At 40.5% G+C, this 25338-nt stretch carries 21 protein-coding genes; 8 read left to right on the top strand and 13 right to left on the bottom strand.

Annotation, left to right across the window (positions count from 1 at the left end):
* The first annotated feature begins 90 nt into the window (after window positions 1-90).
* A complete protein-coding gene (locus KDJ85_RS05685) occupies window positions 91-1395 on the top strand; it encodes an NAD(P)/FAD-dependent oxidoreductase (protein WP_225818831.1) in 1305 nt (434 codons plus the stop codon).
* Between the two features lie 577 nt (window positions 1396-1972).
* Window positions 1973-2566, top strand: a complete 594-nt coding sequence (gene umoD, locus KDJ85_RS05680) for a UmoD family flagellar biogenesis regulator (protein WP_225818830.1) — start codon at window positions 1973-1975, stop codon at window positions 2564-2566.
* Between the two features lie 51 nt (window positions 2567-2617).
* Here the strand turns inward: umoD and mfd are convergent, their stop codons facing one another.
* A complete protein-coding gene (gene mfd / locus KDJ85_RS05675) occupies window positions 2618-6061 on the bottom strand; it encodes a transcription-repair coupling factor (protein ID WP_225818829.1) in 3444 nt (1147 codons plus the stop codon).
* A gap of 276 nt (window positions 6062-6337) precedes the next feature.
* Between mfd and lolC the strand changes: the two genes are divergently transcribed.
* Genes lolC through lolE form a run of 3 tightly spaced genes read left to right on the top strand, consistent with a single transcriptional unit; the run spans window position 6338 to window position 9481 of the window.
* Window positions 6338-7540 (top strand): lipoprotein-releasing ABC transporter permease subunit LolC, encoded by a 1203-nt coding sequence (gene lolC, locus KDJ85_RS05670; protein WP_225818828.1) that lies wholly within the window; start codon window positions 6338-6340, stop codon window positions 7538-7540.
* Window positions 7533-8234, top strand: coding sequence for a lipoprotein-releasing ABC transporter ATP-binding protein LolD (gene lolD, locus KDJ85_RS05665; protein ID WP_225818827.1), 702 nt, complete (start codon window positions 7533-7535; stop codon window positions 8232-8234). The genes lolC and lolD overlap by 8 nt, the downstream gene beginning before the upstream one ends.
* The gene (gene lolE / locus KDJ85_RS05660) at window positions 8234-9481 is read left to right on the top strand and encodes a lipoprotein-releasing ABC transporter permease subunit LolE (protein WP_225818826.1); all 1248 of its coding nucleotides are present in this window, start codon (window positions 8234-8236) and stop codon (window positions 9479-9481) included. The genes lolD and lolE overlap by 1 nt, the downstream gene beginning before the upstream one ends.
* Window positions 9482-9538: 57 nt before the next feature.
* Here the strand turns inward: lolE and KDJ85_RS05655 are convergent, their stop codons facing one another.
* Window positions 9539-10084 carry a class IV adenylate cyclase gene (locus KDJ85_RS05655; RefSeq protein ID WP_225818825.1) on the bottom strand — a complete coding sequence of 182 codons (546 nt, stop codon included), beginning with the start codon at window positions 10082-10084 and terminating at the stop codon, window positions 9539-9541.
* A gap of 150 nt (window positions 10085-10234) precedes the next feature.
* The gene (locus tag KDJ85_RS05650; protein ID WP_219247404.1) at window positions 10235-10723 is read right to left on the bottom strand and encodes a TIGR00645 family protein; all 489 of its coding nucleotides are present in this window, start codon (window positions 10721-10723) and stop codon (window positions 10235-10237) included.
* A gap of 329 nt (window positions 10724-11052) precedes the next feature.
* Between KDJ85_RS05650 and cobB the strand changes: the two genes are divergently transcribed.
* Window positions 11053-11886: a Sir2 family NAD+-dependent deacetylase gene (gene cobB, locus KDJ85_RS05645; RefSeq protein WP_225818978.1), complete on the top strand. Its 834-nt coding sequence runs from the start codon at window positions 11053-11055 to the stop codon at window positions 11884-11886.
* A gap of 213 nt (window positions 11887-12099) precedes the next feature.
* Here cobB and KDJ85_RS05640 read toward each other — a convergent pair whose 3' ends face one another.
* Window positions 12100-12810 (bottom strand): SDR family oxidoreductase, encoded by a 711-nt coding sequence (locus tag KDJ85_RS05640; protein WP_225818824.1) that lies wholly within the window; start codon window positions 12808-12810, stop codon window positions 12100-12102.
* A 385-nt stretch (window positions 12811-13195) separates the two neighbouring features.
* Here KDJ85_RS05640 and pepT point away from each other — a divergent pair, with 385 nt between their 5' ends.
* Entirely contained in the window at window positions 13196-14431 is a 1236-nt protein-coding gene (pepT, locus tag KDJ85_RS05635; RefSeq protein WP_225818823.1) for a peptidase T, read from the top strand.
* Between the two features lie 53 nt (window positions 14432-14484).
* On the opposite strand, the gene KDJ85_RS05630 is transcribed toward pepT, so the two are convergent.
* The 9 genes from KDJ85_RS05630 to rluE form a co-directional block, all read right to left on the bottom strand.
* The gene (locus KDJ85_RS05630) at window positions 14485-15084 is read right to left on the bottom strand and encodes a LysE family translocator (RefSeq protein ID WP_225818822.1); all 600 of its coding nucleotides are present in this window, start codon (window positions 15082-15084) and stop codon (window positions 14485-14487) included.
* Between the two features lie 345 nt (window positions 15085-15429).
* Window positions 15430-16554 carry a ribosomal protein uL16 3-hydroxylase gene (locus tag KDJ85_RS05625; protein WP_225818821.1) on the bottom strand — a complete coding sequence of 375 codons (1125 nt, stop codon included), beginning with the start codon at window positions 16552-16554 and terminating at the stop codon, window positions 15430-15432.
* 254 nt (window positions 16555-16808) lie between these two features.
* Window positions 16809-18266, bottom strand: a complete 1458-nt coding sequence (gene phoQ / locus KDJ85_RS05620) for a two-component system sensor histidine kinase PhoQ (protein WP_225818820.1) — start codon at window positions 18264-18266, stop codon at window positions 16809-16811.
* A gap of 1 nt (window position 18267) precedes the next feature.
* Entirely contained in the window at window positions 18268-18942 is a 675-nt protein-coding gene (phoP, locus tag KDJ85_RS05615; protein WP_225818819.1) for a two-component system response regulator PhoP, read from the bottom strand.
* A 235-nt stretch (window positions 18943-19177) separates the two neighbouring features.
* The gene (gene purB, locus KDJ85_RS05610; protein WP_225818818.1) at window positions 19178-20548 is read right to left on the bottom strand and encodes an adenylosuccinate lyase; all 1371 of its coding nucleotides are present in this window, start codon (window positions 20546-20548) and stop codon (window positions 19178-19180) included.
* A 17-nt stretch (window positions 20549-20565) separates the two neighbouring features.
* Complete coding sequence (hflD, locus tag KDJ85_RS05605) at window positions 20566-21192, bottom strand: high frequency lysogenization protein HflD (protein ID WP_206086405.1); 627 nt, start codon at window positions 21190-21192, stop codon at window positions 20566-20568.
* A 2-nt stretch (window positions 21193-21194) separates the two neighbouring features.
* Entirely contained in the window at window positions 21195-22298 is a 1104-nt protein-coding gene (gene mnmA, locus KDJ85_RS05600) for a tRNA 2-thiouridine(34) synthase MnmA (RefSeq protein WP_225818977.1), read from the bottom strand.
* Between the two features lie 135 nt (window positions 22299-22433).
* The gene (locus KDJ85_RS05595) at window positions 22434-22883 is read right to left on the bottom strand and encodes an NUDIX hydrolase (protein WP_225818976.1); all 450 of its coding nucleotides are present in this window, start codon (window positions 22881-22883) and stop codon (window positions 22434-22436) included.
* Window positions 22876-23535, bottom strand: coding sequence for a 23S rRNA pseudouridine(2457) synthase RluE (gene rluE, locus KDJ85_RS05590; protein ID WP_225818817.1), 660 nt, complete (start codon window positions 23533-23535; stop codon window positions 22876-22878). The genes KDJ85_RS05595 and rluE overlap by 8 nt, the downstream gene beginning before the upstream one ends.
* 534 nt (window positions 23536-24069) lie before the next feature.
* Here rluE and icd point away from each other — a divergent pair.
* Entirely contained in the window at window positions 24070-25323 is a 1254-nt protein-coding gene (gene icd / locus KDJ85_RS05585) for an NADP-dependent isocitrate dehydrogenase (protein ID WP_225818816.1), read from the top strand.
* Window positions 25324-25338: the final 15 nt, after the last annotated feature.

Genomic DNA, 25338 nt, shown 5'->3' with positions numbered 1-25338 from the left:
TTGGAGCGCATAAGAGTGTTAATTATTGTTATCTAAGATTTTTATTACTAGAGATCTTAAATAATTTTAATATATTTGTTCGAGGAATTTATGACCTTATCTCAACCAAAAATCATCGTTGTTGGTGGTGGTGCAGGCGGCTTAGAGCTAGCAACACGTTTGGGCCGAAAGCTAGGTAGGAAGAAACGAGCACATATTACGCTCGTTGACCGTAATCCTAGCCACCTATGGAAACCATTGCTACACGAGGTGGCGACTGGTTCATTGGATGATGGCGTGGATGCCATCAGTTATTTAGCGCATGCAAGGCATAATGCATTTAACTTTCAATTAGGGTCATTAACGAATATTGATCGTGAAAATAAAAAAATCGTGTTAGGTGAGTTGCACGATAAGCACGGTGAGTTACTGGTTCCTTTGCGTGAGCTTGAATACGATATTTTAGTGATGGCACTGGGAAGTACATCGAATGACTTTGGTACACCTGGCGTGAAAGAACACTGTATTTTCTTGGACAATCCCCATCAAGCTCACCGTTTTCATGACGAAATGCTAAATCTATTCCTGCGTTATTCTGTACGTGATAATGCAGAGGAGAAAGTGAATATCGCCATTGTTGGTGGTGGTGCTACTGGGGTTGAATTGTCGGCTGAACTGTACAATGCAGTGGAACAATTAACGAGTTATGGGTTTAAAGGGTTAGATACAGACGCTTTAAATGTGACGTTGGTTGAAGCGGGGGAACGTATTTTGCCTGCATTACCACCGCGAATTTCAGGGGCCGCACATCAAGAATTGAATAAGCTTGGTGTGAATGTATTGACGAAAACCATGGTGACTAGTGCTGACTCAGATGGGTTAAATACCAAAGAAGATGGCAAAATTTATGCAGATCTTATGGTATGGGCTGCTGGGATTAAAGCGCCTGACTTTATGAAAGATATTGCAGGGTTAGAAACAAATAGAATCAACCAGTTAGTTGTGAAACCGACACTACAAACGACATTGGATGACATGATTTTTGCTATTGGTGATTGCGCATCTTGTGCCAAACCGGAGGGGGGCTTTGTACCGCCACGGGCGCAATCTGCACACCAGATGGCCAGTTTATGTTACGATAACATCCTTGCCATGATGAAAGATAAACCGCTTAAAGACTATATCTATAAAGATCATGGCTCTTTAGTGTCACTTTCACGTTTTAGTACTGTTGGTAGCCTAATGGGTAACCTAATGCGTGGTGATATGATGGTGGAAGGACGTATTGCTCGTTTTGTTTATATTTCGTTATATCGCATGCATCAAATTGCACTGCATGGGTATATAAAAACAGGCTTGATGATGTTAGTCGGCAGTATTAACCGAATTATTAGGCCAAAGCTCAAATTGCACTAATTTTTATTGATTAAAAAACAAGCACACGTGAGAATAGAATGCACTTGATTGCAAAGGTGATCCAGTGCATTAATTTTTGATACGACAATGAAGCTTATTGAAGTTGATATAAAGCGCCAATTTATTTATTTTTATGTGGTTAAGTGGTATCTGCATTTAAACCTATTTAGATCAATCTTCAGTAAGGTCAAATCGTTTAGTATTGTAATAATCATCATAGATGATGTTTAAATAATTAAAATTATTAATGTTAATAATTATTTTAAGAAATATATTATGAATGACAAATAGTTTTATTAAATTTATTTTTATTATTTATATTGTATATAACGATATGTTTATAAACAAAGATAGGATTGAAAAGTGCTAGACTGAATTTATGAATGTTGAGAGGCAGATAGTTGATTTACTTTGTTAAATATCACATTGATGATGAATCTCAGAATAATAAAATCATTATGATTTATTGACACTAAGTTAGGATAATTCTAAAAAAATGTGAATTACCTTCGCAACGTTCGAATTCTTTCGCTTAATAGTTACAATAGATATACGGGTATTTAATAAGGGCAAATTGATGAAGCTAAAATTTAGGTTGTTATTAGCGGTAGTAGCGATTTGCCTTGTTTCGTTTACTGTTTCATTGTTTATTCGAGAGCCTGAGGTAAAACTTGCTACAGTGCTCTCTGTTGAACCGATAAAAGCGAATCGGTTGGTGGAATATGAAAACTGTACACTAACGGGGGTGCTTGGTTCTTTCAATCAACAATCCTTATCGCGTTTTCACCCTGCTCAAAATGAGTGCAAAATAATTTTTATGATTGAGGCTCTCCAAGGTAAAGGGGTTCCGTCTTTGTTTGAGAATCAAAACAAAACATGTGTCCAGACACAAAGGATGGAGCTGGTGACTGTTGGTTATGATGTGGTTTATCAGATAGGTAAAACGATTGGAAAGGTTAGAACATCTTATGCACCTTCGATTTTTATTCCCTTAAATGAAGATGGGCGCTTAGATTTGTCGTCTTCAAATTCAATTTGTGAAACCGTACGTAGTGATGTGAAAGAACTTTTACCATTTTATTGTTTACACCAAAACGAACAACCGCCCTCAAGTACTTCGGGTGTCTTGAGGCTGCAACCTAATAAAAATACTTTAGGTTTTTTTGAGTAAAGTCGATTTAAGGATAAGGGCCACCAAATTGATGGCCGCTATTTTTACAAATTAATCAAGCAGGTGTTCTTCAAAATCAGTTAATAGCTGTTTGATAAAGTCAAGGCGAGTGATTCTGTCAGCTAAATCATGGAAGAATTTCAAGCGCACAGGGCCATCTAAACGATACGTTTTAGGTTGGTTTTGTAACAAGCTGATCAAGAAGCTTGGGTCAACTTTGTTCTTGTCACCAAACTCAATAAAGCCGCCTTTTTCATGGGCTTCAATACGTTTCACTCCCAGAGATTGTGCTTGTAGACGAATAGCTGCAGAGGTCAGTAGAAATTTCCCTGCATCAGGTAGGCTACCAAAGCGGTCGATGAGTTCTGTGCGTAATTCATTTAGTTCCTGATTGTCTTTAGCACTGGCAATACGTTTATAAAATGAAAGACGCATATTCACATCATGGATATAGTCATCAGGCAATAAGACTGGCATTCGTAATTCAATTTCAGTTTGTTGATTCGTTAAGTCTTCTAATGACGGCTCACGACCTTCTTTTAACGCATCAACTGCACTTTCTAATAATTCCATATACAATGTGAAGCCGATAGTGGTCATTTGGCCGCTCTGGTCTTCGCCCAGTAATTCGCCTGCACCACGGATCTCGAGGTCATGAGTTGCGAGTGCAAAGCCTGCGCCCAAATCTTCTAAAGATGAAATCGCTTCAAGACGTTTTTGGGCATCAGTCGTCATCGCTTTCGGATGTGGCGTCAGTAAATAGGCATAGGCTTGGTGATGCGAACGGCCGACACGGCCACGTAATTGATGCAATTGTGCTAAACCAAAGTGATCTGCGCGTTCAATAATAATGGTATTAGCCGTTGGAATATCAATACCCGTTTCAATAATGGTGGTACAGATTAAAACGTTAAAACGCTGATGGTGGAAGTCGGTCATGACTCTTTCTAACTCGCGCTCGCGCATTTGTCCGTGCCCGACAACAAAACGAGCTTCAGGAACTAACGTTTCGAGTCGTGCTTTGGCTTTTTCGATATTTTCTACGTCATTATACAGATAATAAACTTGCCCACCCCGTAAAGTTTCACGCAAAATTGCCTCACGGACAACTAACTCATCATATTGACGAACAAAGGTTTTTACGGCTAATCGACGCGCTGGTGGGGTCGCAATGATGGATAAATCGCGCATTCCGCTCATGGCCATATTCAGCGTGCGAGGAATAGGTGTTGCGGTAAGCGTTAAAATATCCACATCAGCACGCATTGCTTTAATACGTTCTTTGTGGCGAACGCCAAACCGGTGCTCTTCATCGACAATCAGTAGGCCTAAATCTTTCCAGACAATATCGCTTTGCAATAATTTGTGTGTCCCAATCAAAATATCGACTTTGCCATCAGCAGCATCAGCGATAATTTGTTGTTGCTCTTTAGCGGTTTTAAAGCGAGAAAGCATTTCGATACGAACGGGCCAGTTTGCAAATCTATCCCTAAAGTTATCATAGTGTTGTTGAGCAAGTAGGGTGGTTGGTACTAAAACAGCGACTTGCTTATTATTATTGATAGCAAGGAACGCGGCTCTCATGGCAACTTCAGTTTTACCGAAACCAACATCCCCGCAGACGAGCCTATCCATTGCCAGTGGCTGACACATATCGCTCAAAACAGCATTGATGGCCATTTCTTGGTCAGGCGTTGTTTCAAAGGGGAAACCTTGGCAAAATTCTTGGTATTGCTGCTTGTCATGTTTGAATGCAAAACCTGCTTTTGCTGCACGTTGTGCATAAATGTCAAGAAGTTCAGCAGCAACATCACGTACCTTTTCGGCTGCTTTTTGGCGAGCACGTCCCCAACTATCACTGCCCAATTTATGCAGTGGCGCATTTTCGTCGGCCCCGCCAGCATAACGGCTAATTAAATGCAGTGAAGAAACAGGAACATATAGCTTATCTTCTCCTGCATAGGTGAGAATTAAATACTCAGCTTTAATACCGCCAGCCTCCAGGGTGATTAGCCCTTGGTAACGGCCAACACCGTGCTCAATATGCACAACGGGTTGCCCTGGACGCAGCTCTGCGAGGTTACGAATTAAGGTATCAGTATTAATCGCCCTGCGGTTATCTGTACGACGACGAACTACGCGTTCACCTAATAAATCACTTTCGCAGATCAGCGCTTTATTCGCATCTGATTGAATAAAACCGCGTTCAGCCGCACCAATAGTAATCGCAAAGCGTGAGGTGATTGGGCTTGTATAGCTTTCAATGATTTCAGGGCGAATTTTTAACCGTGCTAATAACTCTGTTACCGTTTCACGGCGGCCTTCACTTTCCACAGAAAAAACGAGCGTGCCGTCAAATTGCTCACTAAATTGGCGAAGCTTTTCTAATGGTGTTTTGTTTTGGGCTTGAGTGCTGATATCAGGTAATGGCAAATAATCTAAATTGGTATTTGCCGCTTTTTTAGGTAGTGCCTCAGAAGAAAGTTGAATTCGTGGCCATTGTTTTAAATTTTGGTTGAGTTGCTCAACGGTAAGCCATAAATCTGCTGGAGGAAGCAGAGGACGCATAGGGTCAACACCACGACTTTCATAACGCTGTTGAGTGTCAATTTGAAAACGCTCAGCGGCTTCTTGTAGATTTTGCGAAACAATCAGGCTTGAAGACGGTAAGTAGTCGAACAGTGATGGTAAGGGTTGAGCAAAAAATAATGGCTGCCAATACTCAATACCTGTAGGTAATGTATTTTTGCTGACTTGCTGATAAATATGCTCAGGATCGCGGCGTACTTCAAAACGTTCACGCCACTGACTACGGAAACGTTCAATTGCGTCTTTGTCTGTTGGAAACTCGTGAGCGGGTAGCAAATTGATGCTAGCAACTTCTTCTAATGTTCTTTGTGTATCCACATCGAAGGTACGCAGACTGTCAATTTCATCATCAAAGAAATCAATACGAAAGGGCAGTGAACTCCCCATTGGGAACAAATCAAGCAAAGCGCCGCGGGTTGCATACTCACCGTGTTCTAACACTTGCTCTACATGACGATAGCCTGCTTTATCCAATTCATCACGTAAATTGTCACGTGATAATTTGTCACCTTTTGACATGACGAGCGCATGGCTCGTTAAGAAATCAGGTGGGCAGACTTTTTGCATCAAGGTATTAACAGGAAGAATTAAAGCCCCTTTTTGCAAAGAAGATAGACGGTAAAGTGTTGATAAACGATGAGAAATGATTTCTTGGTGCGGGGAGAAATTATCATAAGGCAATGTTTCCCAATCAGAAAGCGTCTCTACAGGGTGATGTGTAAACTGTTGAATTTCATCTCGTAAGCGTAATGCATTTTGCATATCTCGCGTCACAATGACAACAGGCCCGTGATGACGTTGTATCATTTCTCCACATTCAAGTGCACCAGCCGCCCCAATAAGGCAACCTAAATGGCGAACATCGCCACTACGACTAGGGAGTTCATAACGAAATTTTGAGGACATAGAAATCTTTGGTATCTCACAGCGATTAGTTAGCAGTTAAATAAGCATCAGAACAATAATAGACAGTCTTTAGATAATTAACACTTAAATAAATTAACCGATAGTTAAACTATAAAATTAACAGTAAAACAACTCATTTCAGCCTGTAATTTGTCTGAAATTCAGACAAAAAAGGGTTGAAAGCAGAAAAAAAACCGTTGAGTGGTTCCATTCATCAATCGTAGCCTTTATTATCGCTGAACACTTCGCTTTGGCAACAGGGGCATTAAAGATTTCATGCACCAATCTGTCTCATTATTTATAGGTCTGCGCTATTTGCGTGGGCGCGCAGCGGATAAATTTGGGCGCTTTGTTTCCAGTTTATCGGCTATTGGTATCACTCTGGGTGTCATGGCTTTAATTACGGTGACATCCGTGATGAATGGTTTCGAACGATCGCTACAAGATAGCATACTTGCCTATATGCCGCAGGCTATTTTAACATCGGCATCTGGAAATATTGACCCAGCAAAACACCCTATTACAGGCTTGCAACACTTACAAGGCGTGAGCCGTATTGCGCCCATCGTTCAGTCCGACGTGGTACTACAAAGTCGCACAAATGTTGGTGTAGGGGTAATGGCGGGTATCGAACCTGATGCTGACTCTCTGCTACTAGATAAACTTATTAGCGGTAATAGGAGTGACCTCAAAGAAGGAAGCTACCATGTTTTTTTAGGGAGTAAATTAGCAGACACATTGGGTGTGAAACGAGGTGATGATGTCCGTTTAATTATTCCAGGTGTTAGCCAACTGACTCCGATGGGGCGTATTCCAAGCCAGCGTTTATTTACGGTTGCGGGTATTTTCCAAACAAATGGTGAAGCTGATACTAGCGAATTGATTGTTGCTGCTCAAGATGCAGCGAGAATGCTGCGTTATCCCACAGGGAATATCACGGGGTGGCGATTGTATTTAAATGAACCATTGAAAGTTGACACACTCAGTAAGCAGGTTTTGCCTGATGGGCTCGTGTGGACAGACTGGCGTGAACGCAAAGGGGAGTTTTTCCAAGCGGTTCGCATGGAAAAAAATATGATGGGCTTGCTCTTGAGCCTAATTATTGCTGTTGCAGCCTTTAATATCATCACCTCACTTTCTTTGCTTGTCATGGAGAAACAAGGTGAAGTGGCAATTTTAAAAACGCTGGGCTTAAAGCGTTGGCGTATTTTGGCAATATTTATGATCCAAGGTGCAGGCGCTGGCATTATTGGTACGTTGATTGGAACGGTTTTAGGGACGCTTTTATCAAGCCAACTCAATGTCATTATGCCGTTAATTGGGTTATTACCCAAAGGGGTTTCTTTGCCAATTGTACTTGATTATTCAGGTATTTTAATTATTGCAGTTTCTGCGATGCTTATTTCACTGCTTGCGACGCTTTATCCTTCTTGGCGTGCAGCAGCAGTTCAACCTGCTGAGGCTTTACGTTATGAATAAACAACCACTTCTTGTCTGTGAAAATTTAAGTAAAACCTATCAAGAAGGTTCATTGTCGACGCAAGTGTTGAAAAATGTCAGTTTCTCTATGGGGCAAGGGGAAATGATGGCGATTGTCGGTAGTTCAGGTTCAGGGAAAAGTACGTTATTACATTTATTGGGTGGGTTAGATACGCCATCAGAAGGTAATGTGATTTTTCGTGGCCAACATATTAATCAATTGTCCTCTGATGAACGTGCAGCTATTCGTAATAAAGATTTAGGCTTTATTTATCAGTTTCACCACCTTTTACCTGATTTTACTGCACTTGAGAACGTAGCAATGCCATTGTTGATTGGCGCGACAGCAAAAGAGACTGCATTTACTAAAGCGAAAGAAATGCTCAAAGCCGTGGGGCTAGAACATCGTGCAGATCACCGCCCTTCCGAGTTATCTGGCGGTGAGCGTCAACGTGTTGCGATTGCAAGGGCGCTGGTGAATGAACCTGCGTTGGTATTAGCGGATGAGCCGACTGGGAATCTCGATTTACGCAATGCAGATGCCATTTTTGAGCTATTAGGCGAATTGAATCGCACGCAACGCACGGCATTTTTGGTGGTAACCCATGATATGACGCTTGCTCGTCGGTTATCTCGTCAATTAGAAATGCGTGATGGCCATTTACAGCAGGAAATCACGTTGGGGGCGCGGTAATGTTTAAGTTACCTCTTACACTCCTTGCGGCGATACGCTTTAGCCGCGGGCGTCGGCGTACAGGCATGGTATCTTTGGTGTCGATAGTCTCAACATTAGGGATTGTACTGGGTGTTGCGGTGCTTATTATCGGTCTCAGTGCCATGAATGGTTTTGAGCGCGAATTGAATAATCGCGTGCTATCCGTGGTACCTCATGGGCAAATTTATGCAGTAAAACCGCCGTATAAAGATTGGGATTTTGCTGAGCAGGTTATTCGTAAAACACCGGGTGTTGAAGGCGTTAGTCCGTACGTGAATTTCACGGGGTTGCTTGAGCGCGGTGCAAACTTAAAGGCGATTCAAGTGATGGGGGTTTCCCCAGAAACACAGTCACAGGTTAGTGCATTACCGCAATTTGTTTTGAATGATGCTTGGAAAGATTTTGCTGCTGGTAATCAATCGATTATTTTAGGTCAAGGTGTTGCTGACGCATTGAATGTGAAGCAAGGGGATTGGGTGACCATCATGATCCCCAATACTGATGAAAGCTTAAAAATTCAACAACCTAAACGTATACGTGTGCAAGTTGCGGGTATTTTTAAACTCAGTGGGTTACTTGATCACCAATTAGCGTTAGTACCATTAGTGGATGCTCAGCAATATCTGGATTACGGTGATGGCATTAGTGGCTTTGAAATTAAAGCAGAAAATCCTTTTGAGGCGGATAAAGTTGTCTATGATGCTGGCCTAAAGACAATGCACCACGTTATTGTGAAAAGTTGGATTGGTGATTATGGCTATATGTACAATGATATCCAAATGGTACGCAGTATTATGTACTTAGCGATGATTTTAGTGATTGGCGTGGCATGCTTTAATATTGTATCAACGTTAGTTATGGCGGTTAAAGATAAAAGCAGCGATATTGCGGTATTACGGACCCTCGGAGCGAAGGACGGGCAAATTCGTGCCATTTTCTTATGGTATGGCTTGCTTGGCGGTTTAGTGGGTTCATTGATTGGCGTAGTGCTTGGTGTTTTGGTGTCAGTTAATTTAACGGGTATTATCAAAGGGTTAGAAGTTGTTTTAGGGCATCCAATTCTTTCTGGGGATGTGTATTTTATCGATTTCCTGCCTTCTGAATTGCATGTTATGGATGTGGTGTATGTATTAATCACTACAATTATTTTAAGCTTATTAGCAAGCTGGTATCCTGCACGCCGTGCAAGTAAATTAGACCCGGCTCGTATTTTAAGCGGCCAGTAATTCTATAATAGACGCCAAGGTATCTTTCTCATCAAGATGATGCTACTTGGCGTTTTTTTATTTTTTCTCTAAAAACATTTGCTTATAGCTGCGTTTTTCAATCATTTCTTCAGTAAAACCATACCTTTTTGCGAGCAACATTAATTTTTGATAATAGTGCCCAAGTAGGCTTTCATCATCCGTCATAATGGCAAATTCAGCAAACCAACCGATGCCGTCAAGGTGGTCTACCGTAATGTGCACATCCTCAAGAAAATAGATGCTACGGACTTTCGTCGTCGTTAAATGACAATGATAGCCCAAAGTAACTAGCATATTTTGTACGTGTTGGCAGTCATCGATATTAATGGCTTTGCATTCTGAAGACGAAGGGCCTTTGACTATCCACAGTTTGATTCCAGAAGGGATCATTTCACGGACACACATACTGATATTATTATTTACAAGAGGCTGGTGAGTACTTTCATAGAAATAGTCTGTTTCTGAATTATTCTCTGTGAAAGGTTCTGCGTGGTCGGTTTTTATTTTTTGCAGGAATACCGCGTGATCTGCTAAGCGAAACTTAATTTCAGCTTCATATTTACCGATAAAATGCTCGCTCATATTAACGTCCTTATTGTGCCATCAAATTATTTAGGCGTGATCGTAGCACAACGGGAACAACGATATCGCGTTAAATGTGTACTAGCAAATTAATTGATGCCGATTATTCGTATCGTATGAAAAACAGGCACAACAAGGATAAAGGAAAAATTACTTTTTCGTCATTTTGTCTAAGTAGCCCATGACAAAGGCTGATAACACAAAAGTCAGGTGGATAATGACATACCACATGAGTTTGTCATTTTCGACACTTTTTAAATCCATAAAGATTTTGAGTAAGTGGATAGATGAGATCGCCACAATTGAAGCAGCAACTTTATTTTTTAGGGAGGAGGCATCCATTTTGCCTAACCAACCCAGTTTTTCGCTGCTATCAGGAATATCCATCTGAGAAACAAAGTTCTCATAACCTGAAAACATCACCATTACTAATAGACCACCAACTAATGCCATATCAATCAATGAGAGCAGCGTAAGGATTAAGTCTGCTTCAGGGATGGATAATATGTTAGGTAGAATATGGTAGAGCTCTTGGAAGAACTTAATCGTTAAAGCTAATAATGTCAGTGACAACCCAAAATAGATAGGCGCTAAGATCCAACGCGAAGCATACATTGCTCTTTCGAAAAACTTTTCCATGAAACCCCTTTAAATGGTGAATAATCATCGCAGTAAATCTGCGGGATGTATTCTAACTGTATGGGGTACTATCAAGAAAGTTTTTTTTATTGTTTTACGATTGTGCGATTTTCGTGGCGCAATTATGAATAAATGATGAAATTTTTATGATAAAAAGGTGACAAAATCGATACCCTCGATATTTTTATTTGCATTCAACTGCATGATGCGCTCTAGTATATTAATGTTTAAATAATATAGAAAAGTGGTGTATTAACAGCGATAGAGAACAAATTTAATTATCTGAGTTGTTATACATTGGTTGCATGGATGAAGGGAAGTTTTCGATGTTGCGATATCGTCATAGATTAAAAAAAGCTCGTAAAAATAAATGTGTACGCCGCCAGCGACTTCGCAACCGGTCTTTTTATATAGATAACAGACTAAATGATATGAAAAAAGTGAACATTGTTGTATTAACTGGTGCAGGTATTTCGGCTGAGTCAGGTATTCAAACATTCCGCTCTGCGGATGGATTATGGGAAGAACACCGTGTTGAAGATGTAGCGACACCTGAAGGCTTCGAACGGGATCCGCAATTAGTGCAACGTTTTTATAATGAAAGGCGTAAACAACTTCAACAGGAAAATATCAAACCCAATGCGGCACATTTTGCGTTAGCGCAACTGGAAGAGTTACTGGGTGACCATTTTTTGTTGATCACACAAAACATTGATAATTTACATGAAAGAGCGGGAAGTAAACGCATAGTCCATATGCATGGTGAATTATTAAAAGTACGTTGTAATTGGTCCAATCAAGTATTGGAATGGAAAGGGGATTTAACGGTAGAAGACCGTTGCCATTGCTGCCAATTTCCTCAACCATTACGACCACATATTGTATGGTTTGGTGAAATGCCTATTGGTATGGATTATATTTATCAGTCCCTTGAAAGTGCAACAATTTTTATTTCTATTGGGACATCTGGGCATGTATACCCAGCAGCGGGTTTTGTCCATGAGGCAAAATTGCATGGTGCTCATACTGTTGAGCTAAACTTAGAGCCAAGCCAAGTCGAAAGTGAATTCGATGAAAAACATTACGGTTTGGCAAGTCAGGTGGTGGTGGAGTATATAAACCAGTTGATAATGGAATTACAGGTTAAAGACACCGCGCAGTAAGCATTAAGGGAAACGAAGTTTCCCTTTTGAGGTTGTTGACAAAGCAGGATAAAAGCGTCGTTTTTCCTGCTTTGTGTTATCAGCTGAAAATCAATAAATTGATTTTCCTAATTTATTTTCAAAACCTATCCAACCTGCAGTCAAACCTAATCGGTTTGTCAGCAGTCTGAAGGGAAACGATGTTTCCCTTTTCAGATTTTTTATAAAAATCAGTTAAACATTTTCATCCATCATGGCTGGCATCGTGATTTCTTTCACACATGTAGCATTGCTGGTGCTGAGTATAAAACGCACAGCATTAACCACATCCTGTAGGGGAATCAATTGACCTCCACTTTGTTCAATAACATCATCTACAGGCAAAGACAGCGGGTATTCAGTCGCTAAATAGCCTAAGTTCAGTATTGAAATCGCAATTTTGTCTTCTCTTAAAGTTTCCCTTAATGACTGAACAATACCTCTTAATGCATATTTAGTGGCAGAAAAGGTAACCTCTTTTCCTTTATGGTTATCTAATCCCCAGGTTGAGCCAATTAAAATAATTTTGCTATTTTTTGCTAAACGTAAGTTGGGTAATAATGCTTTTAAATTGAGCAAGCAAGCACTGATATTAGTTTGGATCATATTCAGTATTTCAATATCTTCACTTGTTTCAAATTGATATTCATCACTAAACGCTAACTTTTCCCAGATACCAACATTATAAATTAAGGTATTAATAGGTTGCTGCTTAATGGTATTTTTAATTATGTTAGCGGACTGGTTATCACTTAAATCTGCTTGGATCCAATAAAAGTTGCTCTGTTCGAATGGTGGTTTTGAGCGTGAAACGCCATAAATAACATCACTAGGGCAAGGTACACCTTCAACAAGCGCTTTACCTAAACCTTTGCTAACACCATAAATTAAACAAGTATTTGACATAATATCCTTAATTACCCAGAAACAAATTAATGTTGTTTATTTGCTAAATGATAAGCAAATAATTATTTACCTTGTATAGCACAGTTGTTTAAAAAAATAATTGGTTAATAATGCAGTTGTTGGTTAATAGTTAACTTAATTTGACGCTTTAGGTAAGGAAAAATAACAGATTACCGACGAGGTAATACACATTGAGTATTATCCTTATTATTTATGGGCTCTTTTGTGGGCAAAATGCAAACTGCTATATAAAATGTGTGAATTAAATATAATTTACGCATTATGCTAAAAAAGCACCAGCAATAACCGCAAAGCTGATTTGAAACAATAATTGGATCTGTGATCTTTCCCATAATATGGCTATTGATATTTTAGGGGGATGGGTATGGACAAACTCTTGGAGCGGTTTTTTGAATATACTGCTTTTGATACACAATCAAAACTAAACGCAAAAACAGTACCTAGTAGCACAGGCCAGCTAAAATTTGCCCGAGCACTAGCTAAAGAACTGAATGAATTAGGATTTGATCAGGTGACGTTAACTGATCAAGGTTGTTTGATGGCCTTTTTGCCATCGAACGTTGATTGGGATGTTCCTACTATTGGTTTTATTTCTCATTTAGACACAGCGCCTGATTTTTCGGGTAAAAATGTTTGCCCACAAGTTTTAGAAAACTATCGTGGTGGTGATATTGCACTAGGTATTGGTGACGAAGTCTTATCGCCAGTCATGTTCCCTGTATTACATGAAATGATTGGCAAAACACTGATAATGACTGATGGTAAAACATTATTAGGTGCGGATGATAAGGCGGGGATCGCTGAAATTATCACAGCTTTGGTACGTTTAAAGGGCAATAAAATCCCACATGGGAAAATATGCTTAGCATTTACCCCTGATGAGGAAATTGGCCGTGGTGCCCGTCATATTGATTTTAAGCAGTTTGATGCTTTGTGGGCTTATACCGTTGATGGAGGCGGTGTAGGGGAATTAGAGTATGAAAATTTCAATGCGGCAAACGTAGGTATCAAAATTGTTGGCAATAATACCCATCCTGGTAATGCAAAAGGGGTAATGGTAAATGCGCTCAATTTAGCTAACCGCATTCATTCCATGTTACCTGCGGATGAAGTGCCTGAAAATACAGATGGTTATGAAGGTTTTTATCATCTTACTTCCATAAAAGGGACGGTAGAAAAGGCAGAATTAAACTATATTATTCGTGATTTTGATCTCGCCAGTTTTGAAGCGAGAAAGAAAAATATTATTCGCATTGCTGAAAAGGTTGGAGAAAACCTTCACCCAAGTTGCTATATTGAGCTGACATTAGATGACACTTACTACAACATGCAAAGAGAGGTGATGAAATATCCCCATGTTGTTGAGTTAGCAAAACAGGCCATGATTGATTGTGGCATTGAACCTGTTGTTCAGCCAATACGTGGTGGAACGGACGGTGCCCAGCTTTCCCATCGTGGCTTACCTTGTCCAAATATTTTCACTGGGGGATATAACTTCCATAGTAAACATGAGTTTATCACCCAAGAGGGCATGGAACAGGCGGTAGACGTTATTATGCGAATCGCTGAATTAACAGCAATTCATGCTCGTCAGCCATAAACCATTTATCTAAAGAAGCACACTTAAAATTTATTAGAGTGTGCTTCACGGATTTATTGGAATAATACAGAAATACCACTCAGCGCCAAAAGTATCCCCATCACTAAGTTAAACCTTCTTAATATGTGAGGTTGTGATAATTTTTCACGTAATTGGTGACCGAATAAAGCCCAAATCGCAACACAAGGCCAATTTATCAAGGCAAAGACCACTGAGACTAAGAATATTGAAAAATAGGGTTCCACAGTGTTGGTATACATCGCCATACCTCCAATTGCCATGATCCAAGCTTTTGGGTTTATCCATTGAAAAAGCGCAGCTTCTATGAAAGTTAATGGCTTATTTTTTTTATTATTCGCTTTGGTCATAGCGTGACTAATTGCTGTTTTCCATGCTAACCAAAGCAAATAGACAATACCGAAATATTTCAAAATGGCGTATAGCAACGGTGAAGATTGAATGATGGTCCCCATACCTAAGCCGACAGCGAGTAACATAATAAAAAAGCCACATGAAACGCCAATGCTATGGGGAATAGTCCGTTTAAATCCAAAATTAACACCTGAGGTAAGTAACATAACGTTATTGGGGCCAGGAGTAATTGATGTAGCAAATGAGAATATTGATAAAGCTAAAAAAACTTCTATATTCATGATGTTATATGCTTGTGTGGGGTATATAGATTAAGTTTATATTGTAAGTCTGCAAAGGAAGTTAGTTGTTAATTTAAAGTATTGTAGAAATGAATTTTGAAAATGCTTTATCTATGAATGCCATTTTTGGTGGTAATAGGCGAAATAATGACGATTTATTAGCGATAAAATAGGCAATAAAGCCCATTAAATAGTGGTAAGTAAATAAAAGTGGTTTTATGACTGGCTTTTTCCAGCAGGGAGAGCGTATTTTTTTGAAGTAATATTTCTTATTTACAGAACTACAAGCCCATCATTTTAGGATGAGCTTGTATATTATTTAGATGTTATTTTTAATAAAGCGAATTAGTCATCAAAATACCAATAACCATTATTCACTAAGGCTGTCATAAGAGCGATAAAATTGACATCATCAATAGCTTCACCCAGAGTTTGGCTACTAACGGAATCATAACGACATAAGCTGTCTGCTGCTTCATAGCAGGTGGTTTCTAAACATTCACCATTTACGAAGAATTGGTCGCCGACACGTAATGCTCTAAGACCGTTAAGTTTATATAAAGTCTCTTGCTGTGTTTTTAGTAAATCATAGATTTCATCGTGTTCGTAAGGCGGTTCTGGTGGTGCAAGATCTAATTCATGGCGTGATTGAGAAATAAACTCACCTAACCACTGACGAAACAAATCAGGGTCGTTAATCAGTGATTCCATCATTTCACGCAATTTGATTTGCTCACCCTGTAGAATCTCAGCAGGGTTATCACGGAACGATAAATCAGGGTCACTATAACGATAACTGCCTAAATCATTAGAAATTAAATGGTCAGCAAAGCTGCTCATCAGTTCGCGTGTATTGGGTGCTCGGAAACCAACAGAGTAGTTTAATGAGGGCTCAATAGCATAGCCTTCGTGTGGGAATCCAGGTGGGATATATAGGATATCACCTGGCTCCATTTCTTCATCAATGATAGCGTCAAAAGGCTGCACTTGCAGAAGGTCAGGATGAGGACAATGTTGTTTCATTGGGATTTTTTCCCCAACGCGCCAACGACGACGACCTTCTCCTTGAATAATAAATACGTCGTATTGATCAAGATGAGGGCCAACACCGCCACCAGGTACGGAATAAGAAATCATCAAGTCATCCATACGCCAGTCGGATAAGACACGAAATGGCTTCATTAAGGCGGCACTTGGATGATGCCAATGATCCACAGCTTGCACTAAAATAGACCAGTTTTCTTCACCGAGGTGATCATAACTTTCAAATGGCCCATGGCCGACTTGCCAAACTCCCTCTTTATGGCTGACTAAACGGCTATCAACCTCATCTTCCATCGCTAAACCAGCAAGTTCGTCTGGTGAGATAGGATCAATAAAACGCGCAAACCCTTTTTTGATAAGCAGTGGGCGCTTCTGCCAGTGACTGTCGAGAAAACTCTGCCAGTCAAGATTGAGTGTATAGTCCATCTTATTGTCCCTAGGAGCTGTTGAGCTTTCCTGATAACTTTTACAATGTCTAGATTAGTATGACTGTTCTAGTCTTAATAACCAAAGTAAGGCTTATTTTTCTATATCGATCTTATCTTAAATAAGTGAGAACTGTGTGATGATTTTGATTGAAAAAACACTATCAAAATATAACAGCTTCGCGTAAAAAACCTCTTAAATAGTATACCTGAAATGGTTTGCAAAGTAGGGAAGAAACGGATTCACATCACATATTAACTATCTTCAATCATAGATTGCTGTCGAAATGTGACGGCTAATCGTGCCCCACCGAGAGGGCTATCACAAATAGTGATTTCCCCATCATATTGATCAATGATATCCACTGCGATAGATAACCCTAATCCTTGGCCTGGTCGAAGTGTATCTGCACGTTGCCCACGAACGAAAATGAGGCTACGTTTGCTTTCAGGAACACCTGGGCCATCGTCGTCCACAATTAATGTTAGGCTGTCTTGTTCAACAATGGCGGTCACTTCAACAAACTCCAAACAATATTTGCAGGCGTTCTCCATAATATTACCCATTACTTCCATAAAATCATTAGGTTGACCTAACCAAGTTACTTCAGGGGAAATATCGACAGTAATAGAAACGCCTTTATGTTGATAAACTTTGTGTAATGCGCTTGCTAAGCTATCTAATATTGATGGAACAGATGAAATTTCTCTAAGCATCAGGTTTTCATCACCTTGTGTCGATGCACGATGCAAGTAATAACCGACTTGTTGTGAAATTCGGCCAATTTGTTCCAGCATGATGGGCTCAGCTTGGTCGATGTTCATTTGTTTACCTGAACGAAGTAAGCGCAACGTGGACTGTAAAACGGCAAGTGGTGTTTTCAAACTATGGGTTAAATCAGATAAAGTGGTGCGGTATTTGCTATAGCGTTTTCGTTCGTTAGTTAACAAAATATTCAAATTACGCACTAATCCTCTAAGCTCTGAAGGTGGGTTTTCATCTAGGGTATCCCTTTCGCCTTTTTCAAGACTACTTAGCTGAGAAACTAAGGACTTGATGGGGCGCAAGCTCCAATAGGCGGCGAGCCACAGTAAAGGAATCACTAAAATTAAGTTAGCGAGCAATACATAACCAAACCATTCCCATACTAACCCTGTGTTTTGTAAATCCTGTGGTAATGTATCGACAACAACAATAGTTAAAGGAGGTAGGTTTTCTCCAGCGGCATACTGGTTAACGGAAACGGAGTGAGTAAGCGGCTCATCATCACTTTCCATTTTATCCAACTTGTTGTTGTATTCTGGATTGTCATCAAGGAGTTGGCGGGTTTCACGAATATCGGTATCAATTTCGTATAAACCTTCTTTTTTTAACCAATCATTGCGGATCAAGCGCTCAACACTAGGTACATCACGCTGGCGCCATAATACTTGCCCTTGATCATCGTAAATAATGATTAATGTAGGGTTATTTAACGTGAAATTTGGAGGAACACGAATATCAATTTTATCGTTTTGCCACTGAGCCAGACTATAAATTAGGTTACTTTGGCTTCGTAGTAGGGTATAAGTGGTTTTATCGAAACTGATTAAATAACCAAGTATTGCCACAATGCCATAGGACAGTGTTAACGCAAGGATAACAGCAGACGTTGCGCACAAAAAACGAGCACGTAACGAAAGCGGTTTAACTTTAAATTTGCTTAGCCACATGTTAGCCATTCACATCAAAACGGTAGCCTTGGCCACGAACCGTCACGATAACTTCATCACTATGAAATTGTTGGATTTTCTTTCTTAATCTTCCCATTAAAACATCAATGGTATGGCTTTCTCTAAGCTCTGCGTCTGGATAAAGTTGGCGCATTAATGAATCTTTGCTAACAACCTTACCATTATTGCGTAATAAGGTTTCAATAATAGTATATTCAAAAGCGGTGAGTTTAACGGCTTCACCATTTACGGTGAATTCTTTACGAGATAGGTCAATAACAAAGTTGTTTAACTCCAATACTTGAGAGGCTAACCCGCTGTTTCTGCGCATTAGTGCTTGCATGCGAGCGACAAGCTCTTCTAATTGGAATGGTTTGGTGACGTAGTCATCTGCTCCGCTATTTAATGCTTGGACTTTTTCTTGCCAACTTTCACGGGCGGTTAGCACTAGGAGGGGGATATTCACATGATTATTACGCCAACGTTTGATCATAGATAGGCCATCTTCATCGGGTAAGCCTAAATCGACAACGGCGATGTCTGGGCAGCTTTCATGCAAAAAGTAATCAGCTTCTTTTGCGTCCTCAGCTGAATCAACCTGATGACCCAGTTCTTTAAGTTGAACTGTTAAGTGATGGCGAAGTAACGCATTGTCTTCGACGATAAGAATACGCATCTGAAACCCTCATAGTAAAAATAAAGTGCTTACCGAGATAATCGTGCACTAGAAACGTCATGGTAAAAAGAGATCTCAGCCACGACAAGGGATTAAGTAAATATAAGTCAAACAAAGCAAAAAAAAAGCGGTTTTTTTCGAGTGATTAGACTGTTTAGGGGTATCTATGGTTCATATAGAAACAGAGTTGATAAAAAAAGGCGGCACATTGGCCGCCTGATTAAATCAACTAAGATTATTTTAGTTCATCAATAAAAGTGACAGCGTAACCAATGTAGTTAGCGGGTGTCATTGCTTTTAAGCGCACTTTTTCGTGCTCTGGTAACTCTAAACCATCAATAAACTGTTTCATGCCTTCAGCGGTAACACGCTTACCACGCGTTAATTCTTTTAGTTTTTCATACGGTTTTTCGATACCATAGCGGCGCATAACAGTTTGAATAGGCTCCGCTAACACTTCCCAATTTTGGTCTAACTCGTCCAGTAAGTGCTGTTCGTTGACTTCCAGCTTGTTTAAGCCTTTCATAGTAGATTGATAGGCAATTAAGGCATAACCTAAGCCAACACCCAAGTTACGTAGTACAGTTGAATCCGTTAGGTCACGTTGCCAGCGGGAAACAGGCAGTTTGCTCGCTAAATGACCTAAAACAGCATTTGCTAAACCTAAGTTACCTTCGGAGTTTTCGAAGTCGATAGGGTTAACTTTGTGTGGCATGGTGGAAGAGCCGATTTCGCCAGCGATAGTTTTTTGTTTAAAGTGATTTAATGCGACATATCCCCAAATATCACGGTCGAAATCTAACACAATTGTGTTAAAACGTGCGACACAATCAAAGAGCTCAGCAATGTAATCATGTGGTTCAATTTGCGTTGTGAATGGGTTCCACTGAATGCCTAATGAAGTCACAAACGTTTCGCTAAATTCGTGCCAGTTCACTTCAGGGTAAGCAACCATGTGCGCATTATAGTTACCCACTGCACCGTTAATTTTACCTAAAATTTCAACATGTTGTAGTTGACGGAATTGACGTTCTAAACGGTAAGCAACGTTGGCAAATTCTTTACCAATGGTTGATGGTGTTGCAGGTTGGCCGTGAGTACGAGAGAGTAATGGCAGATCGCGGTATTCATGCGCCATTGCTTTTACTTTATCAATAATTTGACGCCATTGAGGTAAAAGCACCTCTTCACGTGCTGTTTTTAGCATCAATGCATGAGAAAGGTTATTGATATCTTCTGATGTACATGCAAAGTGAATGAATTCAGAAACCGCATGTAGGGCAGGAATGTGTTCTACTTTTTCTTTGAGAAAATACTCAACGGCTTTAACATCGTGGTTGGTTGTGCGTTCAATTTCTTTAATCCGCATTGCGTCTTTTTCGCAGAAGTTCGCAACAATTTCATCTAAGTAAGCGATTGCGTCAGCGTCAAATGAAGGAACTTCTTTGATTTGAGCGGTTGCAGCCAGTTTTTGCAGCCAGCGAACTTCAACTTGCACGCGAAATTTCAGTAAGCCAAACTCACTAAAAATAGTGCGTAAAGCGCTGACTTTATCACCGTAACGGCCGTCAATCGGGGATACAGCGGTCAGTGAGGATAATTCCATTGGTAGCAACTCCAGATTTAAAGGTGAGACAAAATTTCTTTCGCCTGATTTGCCAGACGATTACGAGAAAACATAAGTTGGATGCGACTTCCACCCACTTGCTGCCAAAGTACTGCGGAACGAATACCTGCCAGCAAAATTGCGCGAACTTTAGCCTGAACTAAGGTGTTTTTCAGAATGTCAGGGGAACCCGTTACTTGAATGCGTGGGCCAGCAGGGCTGACGACATCAACATAGATTCCTGCTAATGCATTAAACACACCTTCAGAAAGAGGTTCAAAATAGCTCGCTTGGCGCTCAAATTGCTCAATACGCTGCCCAAGCTTATTCATCGCCTCATCGTCTTTATTTAGACGACGCTCAAGGGCCATCATGCTCAGCATATAACGCGTCATCTCGGCGGATAAACCACTATTACCACCTGTTAGCATGCCTAACATTGCACCTAAACCTGTTTTGAGATTAGCAGGGGCATTACCATACACATCTAACGTGGAGCTTGGGTTCATGTTGGTCAGGCTATTGACCATTGTTTCGGCATCGCTATCAAGGCATGTGCCTTCGTGGGCCAGCTTTTGAACCATAGCACCTGCTTGGCAGATCCCCGCTAAGGCAAGCGTAATGTCGTAATAATTTTTCGCCACAACTACTCCTGAATACGCGCTTCAATAATGCCGCCACCAAGGCAGACTTCGTCAATATAGAACACGGCAGATTGCCCTGGGGTGACAGCAGCAACTGGGTAATCAAATGTGACTTCGATTCGCTCTGCATCAATAGGCGTAATTATACAAGGGATATCCCCTTGACGGTAACGCGTTTTGACCACACAGCGCAATGGTTGGGTTAACGTTTTTCTATCAACCCAGTGTAATTGCTGCGCAATCAAGCCGATAGACATCAACCGTGGATGTTCATGGCCTTGTGCAACAATTAATATATTATTTTCAACATCTTTATCGACAACATACCAAGGTTCTTCTGAACCTTCTTTCGTTCCACCAATACCTAAACCCTTGCGTTGCCCTAATGTGTGATACATCAGGCCTTCATGTTGACCAATTGTTTCACCATCAACCGTGACAATCGGACCTGGTTGAGCAGGAAGGTAACGACCGAGGAAGTCGCGGAATTTACGTTCACCAATAAAGCAAATACCTGTTGAGTCTTTTTTCTTTGCGGTGATTAAACCGATTTCTTCAGCAATGCGGCGGACTTCAGGCTTTTCAAGCTCACCGACAGGGAACAGGCTTTTTGCCACTTGTTCATGACTGAGTGTATACAGGAAATAGCTTTGGTCTTTATTACCATCTAAACCACGGAGTAACTGGCTTTTTCCGTCGACATCACGGCGGCGTACATAGTGGCCTGTTGCAATATAATCTGCCCCTAAATCTTCAGCGGCAAATTCTAAGAAGGCTTTAAATTTGATTTCTTTGTTACACAGGATGTCAGGGTTTGGCGTGCGGCCCGCTTTGTATTCGGTTAAAAAATGTTCGAATACATTATCCCAATACTCTGCGGCAAAGTTGATGGTGTGTAACTCGATGCCGAGTTTATCACACACAGCTTGCGCATCAGCAAGGTCAGTTGCAGCGGAGCAATATTCCGTATCGTCATCTTCTTCCCAGTTCTTCATAAACAGGCCAGCTACCTGATATCCTTGCTGCTGCAGCAAATAGGCGGATACGGATGAGTCAACACCACCGGACATACCGACGATGACTTTTTTCTGGCTGTTATCTGACATGGTACTGTTATTTGACATGGAAATAGTCTCACTGCGGAAAAATCAAGCCCCATACTTTAGCATGTTGACCCCTTGTTGCACCAGCGTTAGAGAGAATATTATTGCTTGGTGACAATTTCACCAAGCAAAGGGAGGTTATTGGTAGTGAGAGCCATAAGATGAAAGAATATCTAGAGGGTAATTATTCCCAGTTTGGAAGCAACGCAGACTTTCAGCGACTAAAGGAGAGCGCAGGCAGTCACTTTCTAAAATATCTTGCGCAGTTACCCAGTGGCAACAAGCAATATCACTGTCTTGCGGTTGAGTTTCACAAATCGCAGGAAGTTCGACAGCAAATAAAAAACGAATAAATTGCGTGCTATCAGGTGCAATCCATTGATGGATTTGAATTAATTGAGTTGGCGTCGCTTGTATGCCTGTTTCTTCAAGTAACTCACGTTCAGCAGCTTGTAAGAGAGTTTCATTAGCCTCTAAGTGGCCTGCAGGCTGGTTCCAAGTGGGTTTATCATTAATCCACTCTTCGACGACTAGAAATTTGCCTTCAGCATGCACAACTGTTGCGACAGTGACATTGGGTTTAAACAACATTGACCTCCATCCATTCACCTACTGATAAATTCCCTAAATCAAATTCACCCATTTGATAGCGAATTAAGCGCAGCGTTGGGAATCCAATATTTGCCGTCATACGACGCACTTGTCGATTACGGCCTTCGTATAATGTAATTTTAAGCCAACTTGTTGGAATATTTCTGCGTTCTCTAATTGGCGGATTGCGAGGCCACAGCCATTTAGGTTCATCGACTAACTCAATACCTGCGGGAAGTGTCGGGCCATCATTTAACGTCAGCCCTTGGCGAAATCGTGCCAATGCACTTTCATCAGGGATACCCTCTACTTGAGCATAGTATATTTTCCCTGTTTTTTTCTGAGGTTGTGTCAAACGCGCTTGTAATTTTCCATCGTTGGTCAAAATTAATAAACCTTCACTGTCTCTATCAAGGCGACCCGCAGCATAAACATCCGTAATAGGAATATAGTTTTTTAGGGTGTCGCGGCCTTGTTCGTCAGTAAACTGCGGCAATACATCAAAGGGTTTGTTAAACAGAATAACTTTGCGTGGTGTTTGTATAGTGGTTGTTTTAGCGAGCGTTCGCTTGCTCCGATATTTTAAATCAGTCGGTTGTTGCAGTGTTTTGTTTTTTCTTTGCACTGATTTAGTGGTCGGCTTATTCATAATGACTCAATAATGGTTTGTTTATTCTGATTAATTTAATCGATATTTCCATGCCTTAGTGTAGGGGATTTGTCGATGAAATCCTAGGTGCTCAACGGTGATTGCGACTGCAATAATTAATTAACAACTTTAAAATCATTGAAAACAATAAAATCAATTTTTCATTTAAAAATAAGCACATATCGCATAATTGTAATGGTGATAGTGTGAGCGAAACGTATTTTTAATGGGCAGTATCTTGTTAGTATAAATTTTGCAAAAGAGGTGATTCGTTGGAGTAAGAACCTCAAGTACATCCTTTTTTATCAAAATTAATTTATTTATTAAAATAAGCAATAACTGAATTAATCTATTGATTTGAAAGTGGTTATCAATGCGTACCTCTTTAACTGATAAATGAGCTCAGTACGTTAAATGCGATCGTCATTGAAGCTTAGGTGAGTAATCATTGGCGTTCGACGCAGATTGAAGTAGTATTGACACGTCTCTTACAAAAAATTAACAAGCAAAATACGCAAGTGAAAGGAGAGGTTAATGGAAAGCAAAGTAGTAGTTCCGGCAGAAGGCGCTAAAATTACCATTGATGCAAAAGGCAAACTAAACGTTCCGAACAACCCAATTATCCCTTATATCGAAGGTGACGGCATTGGTGTTGATGTCACTCCAGCAATGTTAAAAGTGGTTGATGCGGCAGTTAAAAAAGCTTACAACGGTGAGCGCAAAATTTCTTGGATGGAAATTTACACTGGCGAAAAATCTACACAAATTTATGGTAAAGATGTTTGGTTACCAGAAGAAACTCTCGATTTAATCCGTGATTACCGCGTTTCAATTAAAGGTCCTTTAACAACTCCAGTTGGTGGTGGTATTCGTTCTTTGAACGTTGCACTACGTCAACAACTTGACCTGTACATCTGCTTACGTCCAGTACGTTATTACAAAGGCACACCAAGCCCAGTTAAACAGCCTGAACTGACCGATATGGTTATTTTCCGTGAAAACTCTGAAGATATCTACGCAGGGATTGAGTGGAAAGCAGGTAGCGCAGAAGCTGACAAAGTCATTAAATTCCTGAAAGATGAAATGGGCGTGACAAAAATCCGTTTCCCACAAGATTGTGGTATCGGTATCAAACCATGTTCAGAAGAAGGAACAAAACGTTTAGTTCGCGCGGCAATTGAATATGCAATTGATAATGGTCGTGATTCAGTGACTTTAGTTCATAAAGGCAACATTATGAAATTCACTGAAGGTGCGTTTAAAGATTGGGGTTACCAATTAGCACAAGAAGAATTCGGCGGCGAATTATTAGATGGCGGCCCATGGGTTAAAATTAAAAACCCTAAAACAGGCAAAGATATCATCGTTAAAGATGTGATTGCAGATGCATTCTTACAACAAATCCTGCTGCGCCCTGCGGAATATGATGTTATTGCGTGTATGAACCTAAACGGTGACTACATTTCTGATGCATTAGCAGCGCAAGTTGGTGGTATCGGTATTGCTCCAGGCGCTAACATTGGTTCTGAGTGCGCATTATTCGAAGCAACTCACGGTACTGCACCTAAATATGCAGGTCAGGACAAAGTAAACCCAGGTTCTATCATCCTTTCTGCTGAAATGATGCTGCGCCATATGGGTTGGACTGAAGCGGCTGACTTAATCGTTAAAGGTATGGAAGGCGCAATTGCGGCTAAAACTGTCACTTACGATTTCGAACGTCAGTTAGAAGGCGCTAAATTACTGAAATGTAGCGAATTCGGCGATGCAATGATCGCACACATGTAATTTATTACGTGTTGT

This window comes from Providencia vermicola, from assembly GCF_020381325.1.
Taxonomy (GTDB): Bacteria; Pseudomonadota; Gammaproteobacteria; order Enterobacterales; family Enterobacteriaceae; genus Providencia; species Providencia vermicola.
Note: the sequence above shows the minus strand (reverse complement) of the source record. Positions and strands in the feature narration are given on the sequence as shown.